The organism is Paraburkholderia sp. A1RI-2L (assembly GCF_048957375.1).
Taxonomy (GTDB): Bacteria; Pseudomonadota; Gammaproteobacteria; order Burkholderiales; family Burkholderiaceae; genus Paraburkholderia.
The window spans coordinates 258,113-277,483 of sequence record NZ_JARBTA010000002.1 but is presented as its reverse complement, the minus strand read 5'-3'; the positions used below and the strand labels follow the sequence as shown (position 1 = coordinate 277,483).

General features: G+C 58.5%; 15 protein-coding genes and 3 pseudogenes. 10 read left to right on the top strand and 8 right to left on the bottom strand.

Features of this window, described 5'->3' with window-relative positions; genetic code table 11:
* Positions 1 to 26: 26 nt before the first annotated feature.
* The 7 genes from PWP93_RS16135 to tnpA all read left to right on the top strand — a co-directional run bounded on the left by PWP93_RS16135 (position 27) and on the right by tnpA (position 6,557).
* The gene (locus PWP93_RS16135; protein WP_421029102.1) at positions 27 to 383 is read left to right on the top strand and encodes a BON domain-containing protein; all 357 of its coding nucleotides are present in this window, start codon (positions 27 to 29) and stop codon (positions 381 to 383) included.
* Positions 302 to 643, top strand: coding sequence for a BON domain-containing protein (locus tag PWP93_RS16130; RefSeq protein ID WP_421029103.1), 342 nt, complete (start codon positions 302 to 304; stop codon positions 641 to 643). The genes PWP93_RS16135 and PWP93_RS16130 overlap by 82 nt, the downstream gene beginning before the upstream one ends.
* Before the next feature lie 1,132 nt (positions 644 to 1,775).
* On the top strand, positions 1,776 to 2,240 hold the full coding sequence (locus tag PWP93_RS16125) for an HU family DNA-binding protein (RefSeq protein WP_421029104.1): 465 nt from the start codon (positions 1,776 to 1,778) through the stop codon (positions 2,238 to 2,240).
* Between the two features lie 391 nt (positions 2,241 to 2,631).
* On the top strand, positions 2,632 to 3,300 hold the full coding sequence (locus PWP93_RS16120) for a hypothetical protein (protein WP_421029105.1): 669 nt from the start codon (positions 2,632 to 2,634) through the stop codon (positions 3,298 to 3,300).
* Positions 3,301 to 4,011: 711 nt separating this feature from the next.
* Positions 4,012 to 5,186, top strand: a protein-coding gene (locus PWP93_RS16115) for an IS3 family transposase (protein ID WP_421028881.1) whose coding sequence is annotated in 2 segments (ribosomal slippage) — positions 4,012 to 4,261 and positions 4,261 to 5,186 — 1,176 coding nt in all. Because the reading frame shifts where the segments join, the coding sequence is not laid out codon by codon here.
* A 155-nt stretch (positions 5,187 to 5,341) separates the two neighbouring features.
* A complete protein-coding gene (locus tag PWP93_RS16110) occupies positions 5,342 to 6,013 on the top strand; it encodes an endonuclease NucS domain-containing protein (RefSeq protein ID WP_421045109.1) in 672 nt (223 codons plus the stop codon).
* An 82-nt stretch (positions 6,014 to 6,095) separates the two neighbouring features.
* Complete coding sequence (gene tnpA / locus PWP93_RS16105; protein ID WP_421023352.1) at positions 6,096 to 6,557, top strand: IS200/IS605 family transposase; 462 nt, start codon at positions 6,096 to 6,098, stop codon at positions 6,555 to 6,557.
* Between the two features lie 25 nt (positions 6,558 to 6,582).
* Here tnpA and PWP93_RS16100 read toward each other — a convergent pair whose 3' ends face one another.
* The 4 genes from PWP93_RS16100 to PWP93_RS16085 all read right to left on the bottom strand — a co-directional run bounded on the left by PWP93_RS16100 (position 6,583) and on the right by PWP93_RS16085 (position 13,207).
* Positions 6,583 to 7,929 carry an IS4 family transposase gene (locus PWP93_RS16100; RefSeq protein WP_421028804.1) on the bottom strand — a complete coding sequence of 449 codons (1,347 nt, stop codon included), beginning with the start codon at positions 7,927 to 7,929 and terminating at the stop codon, positions 6,583 to 6,585.
* 430 nt (positions 7,930 to 8,359) lie between these two features.
* Positions 8,360 to 9,958, bottom strand: coding sequence for an HNH endonuclease family protein (locus PWP93_RS16095; protein ID WP_421028805.1), 1,599 nt, complete (start codon positions 9,956 to 9,958; stop codon positions 8,360 to 8,362).
* A gap of 814 nt (positions 9,959 to 10,772) precedes the next feature.
* Positions 10,773 to 12,056 (bottom strand): hypothetical protein, encoded by a 1,284-nt coding sequence (locus PWP93_RS16090; RefSeq protein ID WP_421028806.1) that lies wholly within the window; start codon positions 12,054 to 12,056, stop codon positions 10,773 to 10,775.
* A gap of 539 nt (positions 12,057 to 12,595) precedes the next feature.
* Entirely contained in the window at positions 12,596 to 13,207 is a 612-nt protein-coding gene (locus tag PWP93_RS16085) for a hypothetical protein (RefSeq protein ID WP_421028807.1), read from the bottom strand.
* 432 nt (positions 13,208 to 13,639) lie between these two features.
* Between PWP93_RS16085 and PWP93_RS16080 the strand changes: the two are divergent.
* Positions 13,640 to 13,878, top strand: a pseudogene (locus PWP93_RS16080) (transposase); the annotation flags it as partial.
* Positions 13,879 to 14,004: 126 nt separating this feature from the next.
* Positions 14,005 to 14,289, top strand: a pseudogene (locus PWP93_RS16075) (AAA domain-containing protein); the annotation flags it as partial.
* Between the two features lie 77 nt (positions 14,290 to 14,366).
* Here PWP93_RS16075 and PWP93_RS16070 read toward each other — a convergent pair.
* Positions 14,367 to 14,936: a hypothetical protein gene (locus PWP93_RS16070; RefSeq protein WP_421028808.1), complete on the bottom strand. Its 570-nt coding sequence runs from the start codon at positions 14,934 to 14,936 to the stop codon at positions 14,367 to 14,369.
* Positions 14,933 to 16,165: an AAA family ATPase gene (locus tag PWP93_RS16065; protein WP_421045108.1), complete on the bottom strand. Its 1,233-nt coding sequence runs from the start codon at positions 16,163 to 16,165 to the stop codon at positions 14,933 to 14,935. The genes PWP93_RS16070 and PWP93_RS16065 overlap by 4 nt, the downstream gene beginning before the upstream one ends.
* A gap of 425 nt (positions 16,166 to 16,590) precedes the next feature.
* Here PWP93_RS16065 and PWP93_RS16060 point away from each other — a divergent pair, with 425 nt between their 5' ends.
* On the top strand, positions 16,591 to 16,824 hold the full coding sequence (locus tag PWP93_RS16060; RefSeq protein WP_421028810.1) for a DUF6650 family protein: 234 nt from the start codon (positions 16,591 to 16,593) through the stop codon (positions 16,822 to 16,824).
* A gap of 501 nt (positions 16,825 to 17,325) precedes the next feature.
* Here the strand turns inward: PWP93_RS16060 and PWP93_RS16055 are convergent.
* Both PWP93_RS16055 and PWP93_RS16050 read right to left on the bottom strand, forming a co-directional pair.
* Positions 17,326 to 18,643, bottom strand: a pseudogene (locus PWP93_RS16055) (tyrosine-type recombinase/integrase).
* A 94-nt stretch (positions 18,644 to 18,737) separates the two neighbouring features.
* Positions 18,738 to 19,310, bottom strand: coding sequence for a hypothetical protein (locus PWP93_RS16050; RefSeq protein WP_007180433.1), 573 nt, complete (start codon positions 19,308 to 19,310; stop codon positions 18,738 to 18,740).
* Between the last annotated feature and the right edge of the window lie 61 nt (positions 19,311 to 19,371).

The window sequence follows — 19,371 nt, the reverse complement described above, 5'->3', positions numbered from 1 at the left end:
TCGGCATCAGCCGAGCGGTCCCCGCGATGTTCGAACTGGCGCGGGATCTCGCACTCGACGCCTCGGGCATCAAGGTCGGTGTGAAAGATCGCATCGTCACGTTGTCGGGGTGGGCGCCCGACTATGCGCAGAAGCTGGCAACCGAGCGCGCCGCCGGGCGCGTGGCCGGTTGCCGCGCGATCGCGCTTGGAACTGTCGATCGACCCGCCGCCGGACCCCGACCATCCCGACGCCTATCTAGCCACCGCGATCATGGGCGCCTTGCGTTGGCAGGCGAGTTTGAGCCCGAACCGGGGTGCGCGTGGAGGTCGAACATCGCTGCGTCACCCTCATCGGCGAAGTGGACCTGTGTTATCAGCACACCGCCGCGGAGAGCGTCGTGAGCCGCATGCGCGGCCTGGTGGGCGTGGCTAACCGGCTGAGCGTGCGCCATAGCGATGCGGCGCTCCACGGCGCTCAGCATATCAGCGCGGCGCTGGCGCGCCCTGCGCAACGCGAGTTCGCGGGCATCCACATCGACGAGCACGACGGCGTGATGACGCTCATCGATACTGTCGCCTCGCTGCATGAGAGGCTTGCGGCCTGCGGCGCCGTCTGGTTCACGCGCGGCGTGCGCGCCGTCGTGGACCGGCCGGTTGTGTAGTGAAGAGGACTGCAGATGGAATTGCGTATCCGGAACACATCGCTAGCGTCGAAGTTGATGCCGGCCAGCGCTGCTGCCGCGCTGATAGAAGGCCGTGCCGCTCGAACTGGCGCACCTGATCGAGAAGGCGCACGCGCGCGGCGAGCGCTTTGCGATTCCATGCTCACGGGCGCGTCCACCGCGCCGGAACTCGATTGAGTACATGAACATCCATCTCGGCTAGGTAGCGCAGCACGCGTAGTTCTATTTTTTTGCCGCCATGGCCACGGCACGGAGGACCCTCTGTGCGCCTTGCCTGGTGACATGAATTTAACATAATTCTATTGATCGCATTTTGGTTTGTAGTCCTTATGATATTGGACGCCGTGCGGCACGGGCTCGCGTTCGTGCCGGATTTCGAGCGCGGAAAGGTTTGACCCGGCACATCGGCGAGACGACAACCGATCCCGGTCGAGCCGGCAAACCCTTGCGCTACGACTGTGCATATATTCGCAACGGCACCGCCGATCTGTTTGTCTTCCCCGAGGCACACCATAGCTGGCGCAATTTAAGTTACCGAACCGAGAACGGCAACGACGTCGGTCGCGCCCTCGGCGAGGATCGGCGAGATCGCGCGATTGCGATTCGCCTACGGCGGGGGCGGCGAGGGAAGCGCGAGTTCGTCGGTCATGGAGGTCTCAGGGAGTCGCGCCAGCGAGGGACAGCGTCATGGCCGCGCACCCGTGAAAAAAAAGGCGGTGTGGCGGGGCCAATTAGAGACATACCTGGGAGTATGTCTCTGTCGTCGCAACGTTCAAGATCGAGCGCATTGAACTCAGGGCAGCAGCCGGGGACGCGCGCGCAGGCGGCGGAATTGTGTCGCGTCGAGAGCGGCAGGAGCGGAGATGACCGCTCGCAATGCGCCGACGCAAGCGGCGGCGCGCTTCTCCCTGTTCAGACGCGGTTCCCAGGTCCGCCCGCTGCGCGTCCCGGGCTTCGTGCGCTGGCGATGACGAAAAGCCTTGCCAGAAGGTGTTTTCCTGTTGCGAATCGCGGACACCGTTGATACGCTAGGCGCCAGCTTAAGACGGTGCAGTAACGCAAGGCGTCGTGCACCGTCTTAAGCGGTTCTCAACCTGATAGAGGATTATTGATGGCAACGAAGACCGCAACGAAAGCCCCGAAGGTGGCAAAGCCGGCCGCAACGAAGGCAGCACCGAAGGCCGTAAAGCCGGCAGCGAGGAAGGCCGCGCCCAAGGCTGCGGCTCCGGCGAAGAAGGCTGTGACCAATGACGTACTCAAGCCGCTGAAGGACACGTTCACGAAGGCCTCGTTGGCAACGTACGTTGCCGAGCAGGCCGGTGTCGAGCCGAAAGCGGCCAAAGCCGTTCTGGCTGCGCTCGAAGACACGATTCTGGGCTCGGTGCATAAGAAGGGTGCAGGTGAGTTCACGCTGTCGGGCCTGGTGAAAATCGGCGTCCAGGCCGTCCCGGCGAAGAAAAAGCGCTTCGGCAAGGACCCGTTCACGGGTCAAGAGCGCTGGTTCGATGCGAAGCCGGCAACGGTGAAGCTGAAGATTCGTGCGCTGAAGAAGCTGAAGGACGCCGCCGCAACCTGAAGCCCGTTGCGACGTTGACAGAAAGCCCGCGTTGAGCGGGCTTTTCGTTTTCAGACCGGCGTTATGGCGGAGTACACGCCCGCACGGATGGCGATGCCGCCAGAGTTTTCGATGGAGGCGGCACCCGCAGATACTTGCCCTTTGGAACGTTCATCAAAAGCTCCGTTGCGAATGTCTCCGACACACCGAGCGTCTTGGCAAGCGGCGGCGCTGTTTCCTGCATTGCATCGAGGGACTCCAGCCGCGACAGGAAAATCGGCCTGCCGGATCTCGAAGCATGCGGTCGAACGTGCTGCTTGAGAGTCGCCAGAGGGTATCGTCGGGGGCGACAAGAAACGGTCCCGGCGGTTTTGAATCTGAATAATTGATAGACCATTGCACGGAGGCTGCTGTGCTGCATTTGAACTTCCACTATCCAGAAAGCGACGACTACTGGGATTCAATTTTCAATGATGGGGTGCTTGATCCGAAATCTTGGATCGATACCGCAACCGAGTTGGCATGCACGTTGAATTACCTGCGGACACCAGCCATAGATTTTTTCAAGGCTACGCGCAGCACTCTGGGACAAGCATTGCCAATGAACAAACGTGTGCACGGCTGCTACCTTATGATAGCAGGCTTTGTGGCTGAAAATCTGTTGAAGGCAATCGTTGCAAAGGCCGCGTCGTCACAAGGAACCGTCGATCCGACAGATTTGTTAAAAGAGATAAAGACACACAACCTCCTGAAGTTAGCGGCCAAGGCAGGAATGCCTGTTACTGATTCTGGCAGAGAACTGCTTCAGCGACTCACCTACTTCGCGGTCTGGGCAGGAAGATACCCGACGCCAGTTTCCGTTGCTGATTTCAAACCGCAGGCTATATCGGGAGCAGAAAAGAACACTTTGAATTACGTCAGAGGCTCGGACATTCGCGCGATAGACCAACTTTTTTCATACGGTGAAAAAGTGTTGGAAATTCCGCCCCTCATAGGACTCGATGCTAAAGGCTATGGCGATCAGATGGAGGATTGGGAAGGCGTCGTCATGCATCAATCTGTTAGGCCATGGGTAGCCTGATCTTATCTATACGCTCCAGGTCTAAAACTCCGGTCAACCTGACAGCCGAAGGCGGGGCGCTCTCCGAGACAGCCACCCCGCGCGGTTGCAAATTATCTTCACTTCAACGTCCGCTTTTCTATAGCAACAACGTCTGCATTGGGTCGTGCTATGCCTGTTGCATCGCCCACGCGCCGGACACGATCGTGGCGCTCGGTGGTCGGGCGCTAGTCGTCCAAGTCCATCGGTCGAGCTTCAGCTCGAAACCGGCTGTTCGTGTTTCCGTGTTCATGAATTTGGTCGAGCAGATAGGTTACGCTGAAAACAGATTGACGTTTTGTTGATTACACTCAGCGGCTACCTCGCATTGTCCAGTCCCGCTTGACTCCGGGCGGCAGCACACCAGTTCAACGCTGCCCACCACTGTTCGGGGCAGACAAAAAATCCCCCATCCGGCAACAGATTCTTGGGCTTACAATTTCCATGACCACCGCGGTAGCGGCGGTGCAGTCCGACAGCGTTTATCTGCCGCTGATCGACTCGTGCTATGGAAAAGGAAAGTCGCGCCGAGGCGGTGGATAAAACTTTATTCGTTAGAAAACTTGACAAATATGAGCTTTGACCCGACAACCCCAAACTGGAAGCTTGTAATTCAAGCCATAGTGACCTTGCCCTCGAAAAACGTATCCGTTATTGAGAGTGTGTAAAACTTCAGTGACGGAGGATTGAGCAATGGGTAACCCGAGGGCGCGGTACACGCTGGAATTCAAGGTTGAGGCGGTTCGCATGGTGCGTAACGGCCAGAGCCAGGCGGCGGTGGCAAAGATTCTGGGCATCAGTACGCAGACGCTAAACAGCTGGCTCAAGGCTGACGAGGCTGGCAAGCTCGCTGGCGCAGGCAAACAGGTATCGGCCGAACAGATGGAAATTGCGCGACTCAGGGCAGAGAACGCGAAGCTGCGCATGGAGCGCGACATCCTGGGAAAAGCGACGGCATACTTCGCGAAGAGGTCGGCGTGAAGTATGCCTGGATTGAGCGGCACAGCCGACAATGGCCGGTATCCGTGGCCTGTGAGGCGCTGGGTGTCAGCCCCAGTGGTTATCACAACCGCAAGGCCCGAGACGTTGATCCTGATCGGCCGCGCCGACGTATCAGCAACGATGCGTTGCTGGTCCACATCAAGGCCGTGCACGCCGAATCCAAAGGCGAGTACGGCTGGCCGCGCGTGTGGAAAAAGCTGCTTGCGCAAGGCATTCGCGTGAGCAAGGACCGGGTTCAACGGCTGATGAAGCTGCATGGCATCAAGGCGCGGACCAAACGCCGCTTCAAGGCCACGACAGACAGCAGCCACAACCTTCCGGTCGCACCGAACCTGCTGCAACGCGACTTCTCGCCGGCGAAGCCCGATCAGGTCTGGACGACAGACATCACGTATCTGTGGACCGACGAGGGCTGGCTGTACCTGACGGTCATCCTGGATCTGTTTAGCCGCCAGGTCGTGGGCTGGTCGCTCAAGCCGCACATGCGCACGGAGCTGGTTTCTGACGCGTTGCGTATGGCGTGGTTCCGTCGTCGCCCCGAGACCGGTCTGATCGTGCACAGCGACCGTGGGAGCCAATATTGCAGCGCCGAGTTTCAGGACCTGCTCAAGAGCTACGGCATGCAAAGCTCGATGAGTCGCCGAGCAAATTGTTGGGACAACGCACCGACCGAAAGCCTGTGGGGATCGCTGAAGCAGGCGCGCATCCACGGCAAACGCTTTGCGACGCGTCGCGAAGCGATGGACGAGGTAATCGACTGGTTGAGCTTCTACAATCATTCGCGCTTGCACTCGACGTTGAATTACGTCAGTCCGATGCAATTTGAACAAGACTGGCACGCCGCACAGCGAAAGGAAGCGGCATAATAAGTGCTCGGTTAGCGGATGCGAAAATCGCGGGCAACGTCATAGAAGCGCTAAATGGTGCCGCATCCATTCCTGAAATTGAGGCTTATTTCAAAGCAAACTTCCCACCCATAAAGCGTGCGGCCAACGTGCGCGCTGATGCGACGTCGATCACCGTGAATGCCAACTCAAGGGTACATTACGGAGCGGGAAAAAAAGTTAGGCGAACAGATTCCGGAAATCAATACGACCGCCTATATCGCAGGGAAGATGGACGCTACGAGTTCTACCTTCCAGAAAAGCATGGTATTTGGGAAATTGCAAAAAATAGCCAAGGCAACCACTATGTTCAAAGAATTTCAGAATCGGATGCTAACGCCGCAACCGATGAGGAGCCTTTTGAAGCTGAAAGCATAGTCTGTGACGCTGAAAGAAATTCGGCCAGTTCACGCTTCGCCATGGAGTCTCATTTGAGGGACTATTTGGCGCAGAATTTGAATCGTATCGAAGGATTGCCGACGCAACTAGACCTGTATAGGGATGACTCAGATATGCCTGCTATCGAGTACAGAACCTCCGTCGGCTATATCGACATCCTCACAAAAGGTGCCGATGGTGCATTCTATGTTCTTGAGTTAAAGCTTGCTCGCGGCTCTGACGCGGTGATCGGCCAAATATTACGCTACATGGCGTGGGTAAGAACCAATCTTGCGAAAGGTAGCCCCGTATACGGTGTAGTTGTTGCCAGCGGCGCATCTGATAAACTTAAATATGCAGCATCAGAGGTGCCCGGAATACTTTTAATGACAAGTCGAAATCCACGTCCTATGGACGTGGTCATCGCCTAACTGGCTATGCCTGTTAGAGCACCTGCCCATGCAGGTACCTTTCTGTGTGTTGTCCCCACAACGCATAAAAAGGAACAGAAGCATGAGCAGGTTCAAAAGAGCATCGCATGTCATATGGCATTGTCAATACCACATTGTGTGGGTGCCGAAATATCGGTTTCGCGTGCTGCAAGGTCCGGTCGGCAAGGAAGTCTACAGATGCGTGATGGTGTTTAGTCAGCAACTGGGTTGCGAGGTGATAGAACTCAACGTTCAGCCAGACCATGTCCATCTCCTGGTAAGCATTCCGCCGAAGCTGTCGGTATCGGGACTGATGGGCGTCCTGAAAGGACGTACCGCGATACGAATTTTTACGGCGTTTCCGTTTCTGAAGAAGAAACCGTACTGGGGCAATCACTTCTGGGCAAAGGGTTACTGCGTGGATTCCGTAGGCCTGAACAGCGAGATGATTCAAAAGTACGTACGGTTCCAGGAGAAGGAAGAGATGCATCAAGAGCAGCTTCAGCTGGAACCGGGTAGAGGACCTTCTCAGAAGGGCCGATAGGTGTGCCCCCCTATGGGGCATCCCCTTATACAGAAGTATCGTAGCCGTCGCGCAAGATCTGGATGGTGATCACGGCATCCATGACCCGCTGCATACCGATCCACAGCGTCTTCGCGCCCGGTTCACCGTCGCTCTTGCGCCCGAGGAATCCACCCAGTGATGCGATCATCCGTATCATCTGGTTGAGCGTTGGTGGCTTTTTCGGGCGTGGCTTTTTTGAGAGTACGTGAGCGCCATGTATCTCGTCAGCCGCAAAGAACAGTGACGCATCCAGCTCCGGACACGTCCTGCCCACACGCATGAGCCGTGCAATACGCCACGATACGACCATGTACAACGCGAGTGCCTTCTCGACCCGCTCCATCTGCGAGAGCTGCAGCGCCTCAACCCGGCAGGCGTTCTTCAGGACATTGAAGTACATTTCGATCTCCCACCTCGCCCGGTACCAGTCAATGAGTTCGATGAGCGCATCCGCATCAACCGCTTCGCGGTTGGTCACAAGACGCCAGATAACGGGCGTGGCGCCCACTGGTGCATCCACCTCGCACGCCTCGACGCAGGTGAGCGTGATACCGGCCCGCCCGGGCAGCGTGATGCGCTGGCTACGCAGTTCCTGCCTTACTTCCCGCGCCTTTTGGCCACTGCGCCCGGGCAACACGAAGCTGATATGGCCGAGCACGTTACCCGCGTGCACCTTGTCCCACAGCTTTTCCTCATCCTTCAGGGCACGATTGTGCTGGGAGCGGATCAGCCAGTCAGCCGGTTCGCCCAGTTCCTGCGCCCGCTTCATGAGCGCCGCGATATCACCTTCCCGATCGGCCACATACACCAACCGCGTCTCAGGTAGTGCTCGCGCCTGTTCGGCCACGATCTCGTAGCTTTCGATCCACCGTATACTTTCCCTGACACCACCGCGTTTGCCGTTGGCTTCGCGCGGCTCACGCGCCCACATCCAGGAATTGACGACACCCAGCGGCTCCCGATCCGGTGTCACCGCATAGGTCGCGTGAAGATACATGCCCACCTGCGCTTCATAACTGAGCGGGCCAGCGCCCTCGATATCCTGGCCGTTAAAGTTCAGCTCCGTCGTATCGGCAATGCACAGCACCACCGGCAATTGCCCCATGCGCGCTGTGGTGCGATCCCAATGCGGCTGCATCATGTCGCGCCACTCAATGCGCTCATTGCCCAGAAAGCGATAGGCCGCCATCGTCTCGGCCCACCCCTCGCACGCACCGGGAATGCTGGCTGTCGGCCGGCTGGCAAACCGTTTGAGCAGTTCCTTCGCGCGCCGGTCTCGCCGTGGATCACCCAGATCCAGCGTTTCGAATTCCTCGTCCACCCACACCCCCGCATCGTCCCGAATTTTCATGCAGAAAATCCGAGAGTAAACAGGAAATCCGCAGCGTTAACAATCGCTTTTTTGCTTCGTCACCTGCACTGTGCCTTTCCGCTTGCGGTGACTTGTGTATAAGGGCATGCCTATGGGGGGCTTAAGGCGAAACCACGTTCTACGAACGTGGTGATTCACTTGGAATACGAGCTGAATTTTTCGCTGCGAATGTCAGAGAAATTATGAGCACATTTCTAACTTGGCGAAGCGGGTGCTCCTAAACGTTGAATGTCCAGTTTTCGTTGAGGCGAACGTCTCATATGGGTCGAGGAACTGCGACGGCCGCCTGTCGCTAATGATCACGACAGAGCGCTTCTCGTGGCTCTGCCTGATTCCTTGCGAATCGTGCTACGAGCCGCCGCGTTCAAATAGACATACAAGGACGGCCCCAGCGCCATCAAATGAGACATCAGCGGGCGATGCTACCGGATACGTTGTGCTCTTTATACCCTGTATTGCAATACGGATGAGCCAGTTGCCCATTCTCGAACGTGCCCAAACCACCGTCAGCCTTTCTCTTGATGTGATCGATGGTGACCGCCTTCTTATGGATTCGCGCACCGCAAATCTGGCAACGTGGCGCGTTATCGATCGCTTCCTTCAAGTAGATCGCCGATTTTGTTTCACTTCGAAAATTCCTGCCAGCCCGTTGTTCTTCTTCGGTATAGGGCGCGAGAGTGATTGTCTTGGGGTCCTCGCGGAAGCGTTTAAAGATTTCTTCTTCGTCGGCATTCCCATACAAACAACTAATAATCGTCCTGTACATGCCGAGGATCGGCTCCATACTTCGCGGGCCGCTTCCGAATTTACCTGCGACATGATTTACAAGGTAACGATGTTTTACCAGAAAATCTTCGAATTTCTTGCGAACATCGGTGAATCTCGGAAACGCGTTTGTGCGGTCGAAATCGTCCAGCAATTTCGCCGTTGCCAAGAATGCAGAGGGTTGATACCGACCTCCAAGGCTATAGAAGTAAACTGCGGGGTGCAGCCCGAGCGAGCCCGGATGGGCGCCCGAAATCAGGTTCGATAGGCGCTTGACGCTCTTCAGAAAGCGTACAGTCTCATCTCCCGACAAGTCGTCTTCCAAGTCATCTTCCTGCTTCCCGCGAAGGCTCAAAGAGTTTGCCAAGTTGACGAAATCAAAAACCAACTTAACGCTTTCAGCAGAGTAGCCGCGCCCGGCCACCGGCAGATCGAGGGTCTTGATCGGCGTCTCTAGGACGGGGGTAAAAAGGTTGTCGTAAATCTCCCGCGCCAAACGCTGGATCGACTGCTGCACCTCTTCAGGAAATCCCGACCAATACTTATGGCCGACCCCTGCACGAATGATCGCACGTGTCGCTATCGCATTAGGCTTGCGGCGCGACTTCAGCATCGCCAATTCTGTGGCGTTGATTGCTGTGGCCTTTTGGTTAATCTTAAAAAATGACGCTTCGGCCTTTTTCGCGTCGCCACTAACCCACTGCAATTGAACTTGAAGAACCGCCATGTTTCTTGCGCGGCGCACCTGTTCAGCAGTCGAGTTTTCTGGCTTTTGTAACGCCAGAGTGAGCTTCTTGTAGCTACCAATCCTAGATTCGATCAGAGCCCGGCATTTAGTCGCGGCCTCGACCTGCTCAGGCGTCACAAGGTTTTCGAAAAAATCCAACGACTTAGACGACGCGCCATAATCGTCGTGCACCCAGGCGATAAGCGCACTGAGTCGGTGTGCTCCGTCGATGACAAATATGTTTCCGCTAGTTGGAGAACGCCAAAGAATCAGTGCTGGGATGAGATCGCCATCGAGGAAACTCTCAACCAAGTCCACGACCTTTTCCGGGTCCCAACTTGCAGTCTCTCGCTGGAAATCCGGCTTTCTGAGCGTTAGGTAGGTGAGGCCGTGGGACTCTAGCTCGTTCACCTTTAAGCCCGCCGCGAGAGAAAGCGAAACGAGAGGCGAATCCGTGACCGATTCGAAGTCGTCTCGCGGGATCAGTGCATCCAAGTTCACCAAGTGTGTAGCCACTTCAACGCTCCCCTTACGGCTTTTGCGTAACGAACCCGGCGCCGGGCTCAGACTAGCGCATCTTACACCTGTGCAGTGCCCGTCCTCCGACGCGGCGGAGAAGCGGCATAAAAAAGCGCGCCGATACGAGTGGTAGCGACGCGCCGGAGCTCACCGCAGCATAAACGATGGAAAGCGCTACGGCGAACCACAAGGACTGTCCGAACGGAAGTAAAGATAGCCCGCCTACCATGTGCGCTTTAGCGCGTGCGAAGAATTTGCACGGCGCGTTACTCAGCAATGCGACGTTCGACAGGCTCGCGCACGGCGTCGATCCTGACATTTGCACTGGACAATGCTTGGCTACGATGCCGCCTGCCCAGCGTTGGCTCTTCAATCGGCATTCCAGCATGTTTGCGCAGCCTGCGCACCGAGGCTGAGGCTTGGAGCCCAAAGACCGCGTATTCGCGCCTTCTGACCCAAAAGGGCTCAAGGTGGCGCAGGTAAGCCGAATTCGCCGGGTCTGTTGTAGTTGGGCGGAAAAGGACTTGACTGGCCTAGCGCACGTCTGGATGCGCCAGGCGTGCCTATGTCGACGTTGACTCGATGGTTGGGACCTAAAGCGGTCAAGAGGAGACCTTGGTCCGGTTGCGTCGACAGACATTCAGATGGTTGTTCCGTCCAGCAAGCGGCCATTCGATTGGCGAAGGCCGGCGTCGGGTCGTCGGCCATACCCGACATTCGTCGATAGGCGATGGTATGTCGGCAGAGGGCTGGTTTGCTGCACGAGGCAGCACCAGCCGCGCACGCGGGAATCCGCTGACGGTGTATCCGGTCAGGCCGGGCGGGGCGCGAGCGACCAGCCCGGTTGCTCCTGCAGCCACGGGGGAGCGGTGAGGCCACAGGCGAGATACACGGCTTCGACCATGCCACACAGGGCTGTGGGCAGGATCGATACGAGCTCATCACCCAGCAGTCTGCTGAGGCTTGTCACGGACATGCCCTTGTCGATACTCACCGGCTTGTACGACGGCTTGAAATGAATCATCCCGTTCCGCGCCTTAATCAGAGCGCCCAGCGCCTGCCAAGGGGCCTTCGCGGTGTCAAACGCGCTTTCCTGGCCGCACAGCCTAAAGAGGAGCCGGAACTTGTCGTCGATAGAGAGTTTCTCCATGCCTTCCCACAGACCGGCATAGTGCTTGTAGCCGATCTCGTTCGCGACGGCTTCGAGGCAGGCCATGGCCATGATGACGGCCTCCGCGCGCGCGCCATACATCTCGTCGAGCAGACGCACTGAAACCGGCGCACCCGGTTGGCGAATGCTTTTGTCGTACCCGCAATGCCGTACGGCCGATCGGTAAAACACCGGCGCCATCATGGCCCGCGTGGAGACCCTGTTGTCCTCCACTGCCATCATTTCAAAGTGCGACAGCACGGGGGGAGCGTGCTCGATGAGCTTGCGTTTGCTGCGCCCGGACTGTCTCTTGAAATCCTCGTGGACGTTTAGCAACTCGGCGAAGGCGCGCGCCCGTGTCGCCCTCGCCATGGCGACAAAGGCCTCGGCGCGAAGCGCGTAGTCGTCGGGCGAGGCGGTTCGCCTCAGCGACATCAATTCCTGGAACGGATCGTACAGGGCGTCGAACCCGGACAGGTCCGCGTAATCGGAAACCCATCGCCCGTAGTGACGGTCCTTGACTCCCTCCAGTCGGGCCACTTCCCACTGGTACAGGACGCCCTCATCTAACACTTGGATGTGACTGTGAAAACCCTCGATCGGATCGGCAACGTGAATATCGTTGGTCAGCCACGGAAAGTGATGCGGGCTGACCTGCCCATGTGGCATGATCGCCTTCGAGTCGCCATCGACGAGCGGGACAACTACAGGACTGAACAGACTGTGCGCTAAGCGTGACCGGAACGTATCGGGATCGACATTATGGACCAGCGTGCCGTAAGACACGATTCGGTGAGTGGTTAGCGCCTGCGTCCATGCATCGTCGGACACGAGGCCGAAATCGATGCGGCCGATGCGCTCGCCTTCACGATAGTTGCGACAGGGCAGATACTCGATGGCGATGGCGTCTCGCCACCAGTCGGGATAGTTTGGTTCGGTCTTCATGGTGCTCGGGGGCGAAGCGGAAAATAGGGCGAGTCGATTATGGAGCGCGGGTTCAGTCGTGTCCACTGAACCGGTCATGTTCATTGAGCGATGCCGTGCTGCGCCCTGGCAATGCAAATATACGCAGATTTAGGCAACCTTGGCAGGCCAGCACCGATACGCGGTTTTGCACGGCGCCAGGCGCCACACGGTGCAGATCCCTCCAGCCGTCCGTGTGCGTACCGATATCCCTGCTAGGGGGCGAACACGTAGTTGAAGGGAGACGAGGTGAACTTCAATGGCAGCTCAGGGGCGCGAGTGCTCATCTACTCGCATCGGCCTCTGACATTCGAGGCTGCGACTGCGCGAATGGCGGCAGCACCACCCAATTGCCGGCCGAATGTTGTATGTATTGCGGAAGGTGTCTTCGCTTTCTCCAGTTCGGCCCAGAGCTTCACGGCAGTGACGAATTCCGAGCCTAACTGGATCTCCTTGCGAGGTTGCCCCGGTAGACGTGATGCACGATGTAGTGGGCAAAGGACGGCTCGAGCACTGGCGGCCTACCATTCTTGTCCCTGGCCTGCCCAGGCATGGAGATAGTGAACTTGACACCCATGCCGAAGCCCAATGCCAATTTGCAGTTGTGGATGATCATCGGCCGCGCATCGCTCCAGACGTTGAATCTGTCCTTCGGCCCAGTAGAGAGCAGATCGTAGACGGTCAATCTCTGCCTCAAGCTCGCGGATTTTACGCTTGTTTTTGGCGTTCTCGGTTCGGGTGATGAATCGGATGTTGCCGGGCTCGTAGTGACCGTTTGTGTTCTCGCGGTCCATGTCGAGTGTGGGGTCGTCCCATCCGGGGAGCGTGGCGGCGTGCCGCAGGAATGCGGTGCGGTCTCGTCTCCATTCTTCACAAACGCGAATACCCCGACCGCCATAGTTGACATAGCCTTCGTCGTTAGGATTGTGGCAGCGTGTGATGGCGGCGGCGAGCCGGTTGAGCAGGCGGGATCGATGTCCGGTGTCGGGCATGGCATCGTAGTAGCGCCAGTACTTCTTGCCCTTGGCTGCTGCGTTGGCGCATACGTCGCATCGCGTACTGGCCCCCGTGCGGAAATTGACGGGGTCGACGCTGTATTCTGGTCTCCCACAACTGCATCGGACGATGAGCATAGCGCCGCCCCGTTCACCGAGCAGGTATCCAGTGACGGCAAGCTCGCCGCTGCGAAAGCCAATGACTGGGAGTGGATACTTGCGTCTTGCTCCAGATACTGCGCTTCCCACCACTGCGTGCCTGACCACACGAGGTGATCCGGCGTCAACCAGAGCCCTGACAGCGAGAGCGTTTCCTTCAAGCCGTTTCTCGATCGTCCTGAGTGGGCTACCCATGATTCACCGTCCCAGTGGTTCGTCAGCCTGTATAGATTCTATGGACACCCACCCGCGCCGGGTGCGGTCCAATGTGCCCTCGGCCACACAGACTTTCCCCATCTGCCGCTCGTTGGGTGGCGTGGCGTTGGTGACTGGATGCTTGTATATACGCTCGGCGATGTCTCCGCTTAGAAGGTGTTATGAACTTTCGGCCAGACCTGGTACCCTGGCGGGATGAAGAAACGCAGACCCTACCCAACGGATGTTTCGGATGAAGAGTGGTACTTCGCCCCTCCGTACCTGATATTGATGAATCAGGTCAGGACGCGCCTCAGCGTCGCTACGAATTGCGCGAAATGTTCAACGCCTTGCGCTGGATTGTCCGCGCGGGTGCACCGTGGCGTCTGCTGCCCAATGACTTTCCGCCGTGGGAGACGGTCTACCAGCAGACGCGGCGCTGGATTCAGGCAGGCTTGCGCAAGCATTTCCGCTCATTTCCTGAACTCATCGGCTATTCGTCGCGGTTCTTCGGTTCTTCTACGATGGGCAGTTGCAGGCTTTCAAAATCTGCGGTCTCCCACTCGAGGATGTGATTCGTTTTGACGAGGTGGATACGAGCGGCAAGTCGGTCAGCCGCACCACCAACGCAGCGGAGGGCCGAATTCATCGCTGAATGGCTTATGGAAATGTTGGGGGATGAGAACCCACCGACAGTGGCGGTCGTGACGCCATTCCGAAAACGGCACACGCTGCTGACAAAGACTCTATTTTCGCACCCCCGGGCGCAGGAGTTCGAGGACCGCCTGCGGTTGCGGGTGTTCACCTTCGACTCGTGGCAGGGTGAGGAGCGGGGTGTCATCTTCTATTCGATGGTCGCGACGTCGGGTAACGACGCGTTGGCGTGCATCTTTCCGATGGCCTGGAATGAACTCTTGCCAAGAGGAAGATCCGTCCGGCTGGTTCAGGCCAGCAATTCCAGGCTGCGAAGCAGGCCGGCAAGATCGGGCTCGACGCCGGCGGCCTGCAGGACGGAATCGAGCGTGATCCGCCTGGCCAGGGCCGCGCGCGACATGGGCTTTTCGTACTCCGGCCACTCCCTGGTGATGGCCTGCTCGGCGGCTCTGCTGTCAGGCGGCCGATTCGCTGCCCGGTTCGGAAGATGCCGGAGCAGGACGGCTTCGAAACAGCTTTCCTGCCAGACGATGGTGATATCGTTGTCGATCGCCAGTCGCCGAGCCCGGTTGGCCCGCTGTTGATCGAGCGCGATCTGATCGGTATCAAGCAGCACGAAGGCAGCGGCCGGCGCAATTCGCTTTTTGGCGAGCATGCCGATGCGCATGACCGCCAGTTCGACGCGTGCGAGGGGATCACCGGCGCCAGGCGCCAGCTCGTCGATTTTGAGATGGACGGGCAGGCCGGCCTCGTTGATGAAGTCCTGCAGCAAAGCCGCATAGCCGACTTCGGAAGCGCCTTCACAGCCGATGTAAATCTGCCGCTTCTGTGGGATATGGGGAGCGCGCCTTCGATTCATCCGAGCAGCGGCACTCCACCATAGGCACCGCTCAAATACTTGCGGTAGTGGTTTTCATCGCGTCGCACTTTCACGTCCATGAGGCTGAAAAACTGTGTGCGCCCCTGACGGTCTTTTTCGCAGATGACGATCTCTTCCTTGTTCAGATCGTCGAGCAGCGAGGCCGAATGACAGGAAAGCCAGAGCTGCGCATCATACCTGTTACGCGTCTGCTTGTCATAGAACCAACGCAGCAATTCCGGCAGCACCAGGGGATGGATCGCCGCGTCCATTTCGTCGATCGCGATCACACCGCCCTGGTCGAGTGCCGCGACCAGATATGGGAACATCTTGATGAAGGCGCGCGTCCCGTGGCTTTCGAGCAGCCACGGCATTTCATGCTCCAGGCCGGCATGTTTGAACATCAGGAACGGCCCGTCTTTCCCATCCTGAAAGCGCAGGCCTTCCACGCCGATATCGATGCGGTTCATTTCCGCATTGAGGCGCGAGACGATGTTCGGCTGGTTTTTCAGATAATCGATAACGGCCTTATCGGTGTTCGTGTGCGCGACCGGCTCGATCGAGAAAAACGCCTGGCGCGCGATATCGACGAAGATTTGCGCGGTCGGGTGCTGGAATTTCGCGAAGGAGGACAGGACCGTGTGATTGGCGGCAAGCGTCTTCACCAGATGCTGGAAGCCTGACAGGCTGAACGACTTTGAGCCTTTCACCTTGCCCTCGGCGTCGCGGTCGAACACGCGCTGCCATTTGCCTTGACCGTTCGGCCTCTGGTGCAGGGCTTCATGCTGGATGCGCGTGGCGAGTCCGTCGATGACCTCGAGTTCCAACTCGTAACGATAGAACCCCTGCTCGACCTTCTCGCCGGACTGCGCGCGCTGAAGCACGTTCGGCGTGACGTTCATGATCCCGCCGAGTTCGATCGCCAGCTTTATCGGACGGTTCGCGGATTCGGCATCGTTGAAGCGTTCGCAGCCGGCAAAACCGGGAACGGTGCGCTGAACGCTGTCGCGGATCATCGTGACGATAAATTCGAGGGTGCGCAGCACGGTCGTCTTGCCGGACGCATTGGCGCCGTACAGGACAACGACCTTCGGCGCGCGCGCAGCCGATCCCTCAAAGATCGGGGCGAAGCGCGTGTCGAGATCCGGCACCTTGGCGTCGATCGTGAGATCGAGTACCTGGCGGTCGCGGACAGAGAAGAAGTTTTCGACTTCGAGTTTGTATAGCATGGCGGGGCCTATTTGACGATATTCTAGAACTTTTAACGAGAAGCCGTCAATAAGCTAATTTCATGCGGCAGTCATGCGTTTTTTCCGCCACTCTGATCTCCGGTCAGAAGATCAAGAGAGCCAGCGAGGCCGAGTGGAAAGCAATAGAGAAATCGCTTAGGAAAGCCATTCGGGCTTGCAGCCCATTCCGTCCAGCATTGGACGCAGGCACTCACCGGGGTGGTGGCATGGTTCGCTCCGCTATCAGCACGGCCTGCGGGGTGATTCCCCTCGCCCCAGCTCGGCGCTTGGCGTCGCTTCGCCGCTTTCGCGGCTTGAGCTCTCAGCTAATACGTAAGCTGCATCGGAAAAAGATCGGCAGACTAGACTTAGAATTCCCATGACGCGTTTTGCCTCTCTCCATCACTCACCCAAAGGCGGACAGGATGCTTAAGCGACCATTTCAGTGGCTTCGGGAAAATTTCACAGGAGTGTCGACCCCGCTTGTTGGAGTGTCGTGGCAATCAACAACCTCAGAAAAGGAGGCTATCCGCAAGCTCTTGGTCTTTCTGGACGATCGACGAGTTCTTCATGTAGATGAAAAAGGAGACGCTTCCCACCTTGCCAGTCACGTCCAAAGCCCGGAGTGGCTTGCCGCCTCGATTCTCGAAATGCGGTAGGAAATCACCAAAACATTGCAAGCTACGATCTTTCCCCCGAAAGTGAAGAACTTGCTGTCAGAAATGCAAGAGGCTTGCCGGACGCAGTTGGAGGATAAACCTACTAAATTCGTTATGGACAGGAGACAGACACTGGCCGACGTGAATCATCTGAAGCCGTTTCATCGAGCGATGGCAAAGGGTGTGGCCCGCCTCGCTGTGTCTTACGAGCTTGACCTAGATAAACACCTGGCTGCCCTTGTCGAAAGAGTCTTGCCGCGTGTGAAAGAGTAAACGTTCCGCTCATGCGCAATGGCAAAGGATGCTTGGTAAGAAAGACCGGCGGCCACACCGAGCTCGTACCCCGAACCCTAACGCTTGTTAGCAGACAAAGTGCGTTCGGCTATATAAAACGACTTGAAGGGCAGGGTCCGAGCCACTAGCTCTCGCGAGCGCGCAGGATCCAGGTCGCCATCCGGCCACGGCCTGCCCGGCAGGATGATCAACGCAAGGGGATCGCTGTCAATCCTCGTCCTTGCTGCTTCCGGCGGGCGGCGGCGTCCAGTTCATCCGGTGACGATCGACCGTTTCGCGATGACGCTCGTCGTCTTCGGCATGCAGATAGAGGCTGGTCGTGTTCAGCGAGACGTGGCCAAGGTTGTCGCGGATCGTGCGCAGGTCCACGCCGCCGTCCGCCTGGTGCGAGCCGGCCGTGTGCCGCAGCCAGTGCGCCGAGGCCCGGTCGAGTTCATCGGCGCGATCGGCGAATTCCGCATCCCTGTCGCGCAGCCAGGCGGCGGCACTGCCAAAAATGCCCTTGATGGCGTCGTGCACGGCGGAGCGCGACAGGCAGCGCGCGGTGCCCCGAAACGGCAGGATGAGCGGCAGGTCCTCGGCGCGCGCGGGCAGGGCGGCCAGGGCGTTCGCGGTTCGATAGCGCCGCGGCTCGGCGATCAGCTCGGGTGACGCCGGCACGATGCGCGCCTTGTCGCCTTTGCCCACCGTTTCCAGCCACCACTGGTCCTGGCCGTCGGCGCCCAGGCGCCGGAAGAAGTCGCCCATGCGGCCGCCCGCGACCTCCGAAATCCGCATGCCCTGCAGATAGAACAGCGTCGTGAGCCAGCGGCAGCGTGCGGCATATCTGCGTTCGGCTTCGCTCTGCTGGGGGAGCTGTTCCACCCAGGCCTTGACCTCGTCCCATAGCGAGGTCGACAGATAGCGCGTCACGCGCGGCGCCGAACGCTTCGCGCGCTGCCGCAGCAGCGCCATGGGATTGCCGCGCAGATAGCCGGCGCTCACGAGCCAGGTGAACATCGCATTGAGGATGATGAGCGCCTGGCGCTGGCTGGCCGGCGAAAGCGGGCCGTTGAACGGGCGCCAGCGTGCGTCGGCGCGCGCGTATTTGCCGCCGCGGGTGCCGTCGTCCCTGAGCGAGACCCAGCGGCTGGCCGGCTGCGGGTCGGTGAGAAACACCTTGTACCGCAGCAGATCCTCGTGCGTCAGCGACGACAGCGGCTTGCCGAGCTGCACGACGGCCCAGAGCAGCAGCCGTTCGGCTTCCTTGCGGTAGCTGTCGAAGGTGGTTTTCGTATCGGCGTAGTTCGACAGCCACGCGCGCAGGGCGTCCAGGTCGTTGTCCGCGGCGAGCTGGCTATTGTGGCTATTGGCCGGCCACGCCGCGGTTGCTGCCGTCACGGCCATCGAGCGCGGCCGGCACGACGAGCGATTCGACGGGCTGGATGGCAACGAGACCGGTGTTTTTCACGGCCTGAGGGCTCCAGATGACGTCACGGAGTGGGGGATCTACGCCGGAACCCCAGAAAATTCCGTCGTTCCACATTGTGAACATTAATCGGCTTATTCCAGCCGAAGAATGTTGGAGCGACGTCCGGTGAGTGACATGACGGTCTCGGTCACACGGACCATCAGGACCGTTACGCGGGGCCCAGTTCGATTACATTGTGGGACAGGTCGAGACAATCTTCGCAGTCCCGGCAAACCCAGTGCAGCATCGGCCCGACCGGATCTGGATGGTCGCTGAACGTTGTCAGCGCCGCGTCGTACTGAGCATCGGACGTGCTCGAGCGCAGTATCCGCTCGAGATTAGACTCGATGCTGTCCAGGCTGCATTCACCGATGCCGGACTTGAACACCGTCACACCGCCTGACGGGTTGACCGCGAAGAAGAAAAACGCCTTCGTGTCGACCATGTGCGACAGGATTGTCCTGGCGATGAAGTTGCTCGGATTGATCAGCGCATTGAAGATGCGGTAGCCGTAAAACTCTAAGCCGAAGTGTACGACCTCGAAGTCGTCGGTGCCGCGTATCGAGTGGCCAAAGTTGAAACCGCTGCGTGTTACGTCGTTCGGAATGTCATCCACCGGCCGCAGTGCCAGGCAAGCATAGTGCGTCTGGCCCTCGGCCACGAGTCCCATCGCAAAGCAGGGCGCGCGCTCGGCCAGCAAGGCCTCGACAAAATTCCGGTTCATGCGGAGCGTTGGCAGCATCGGGCATCCTTCATCGTGAATCAAATCAACATTTGCCGACCTGGCTGTGCGGTGCGTCGAC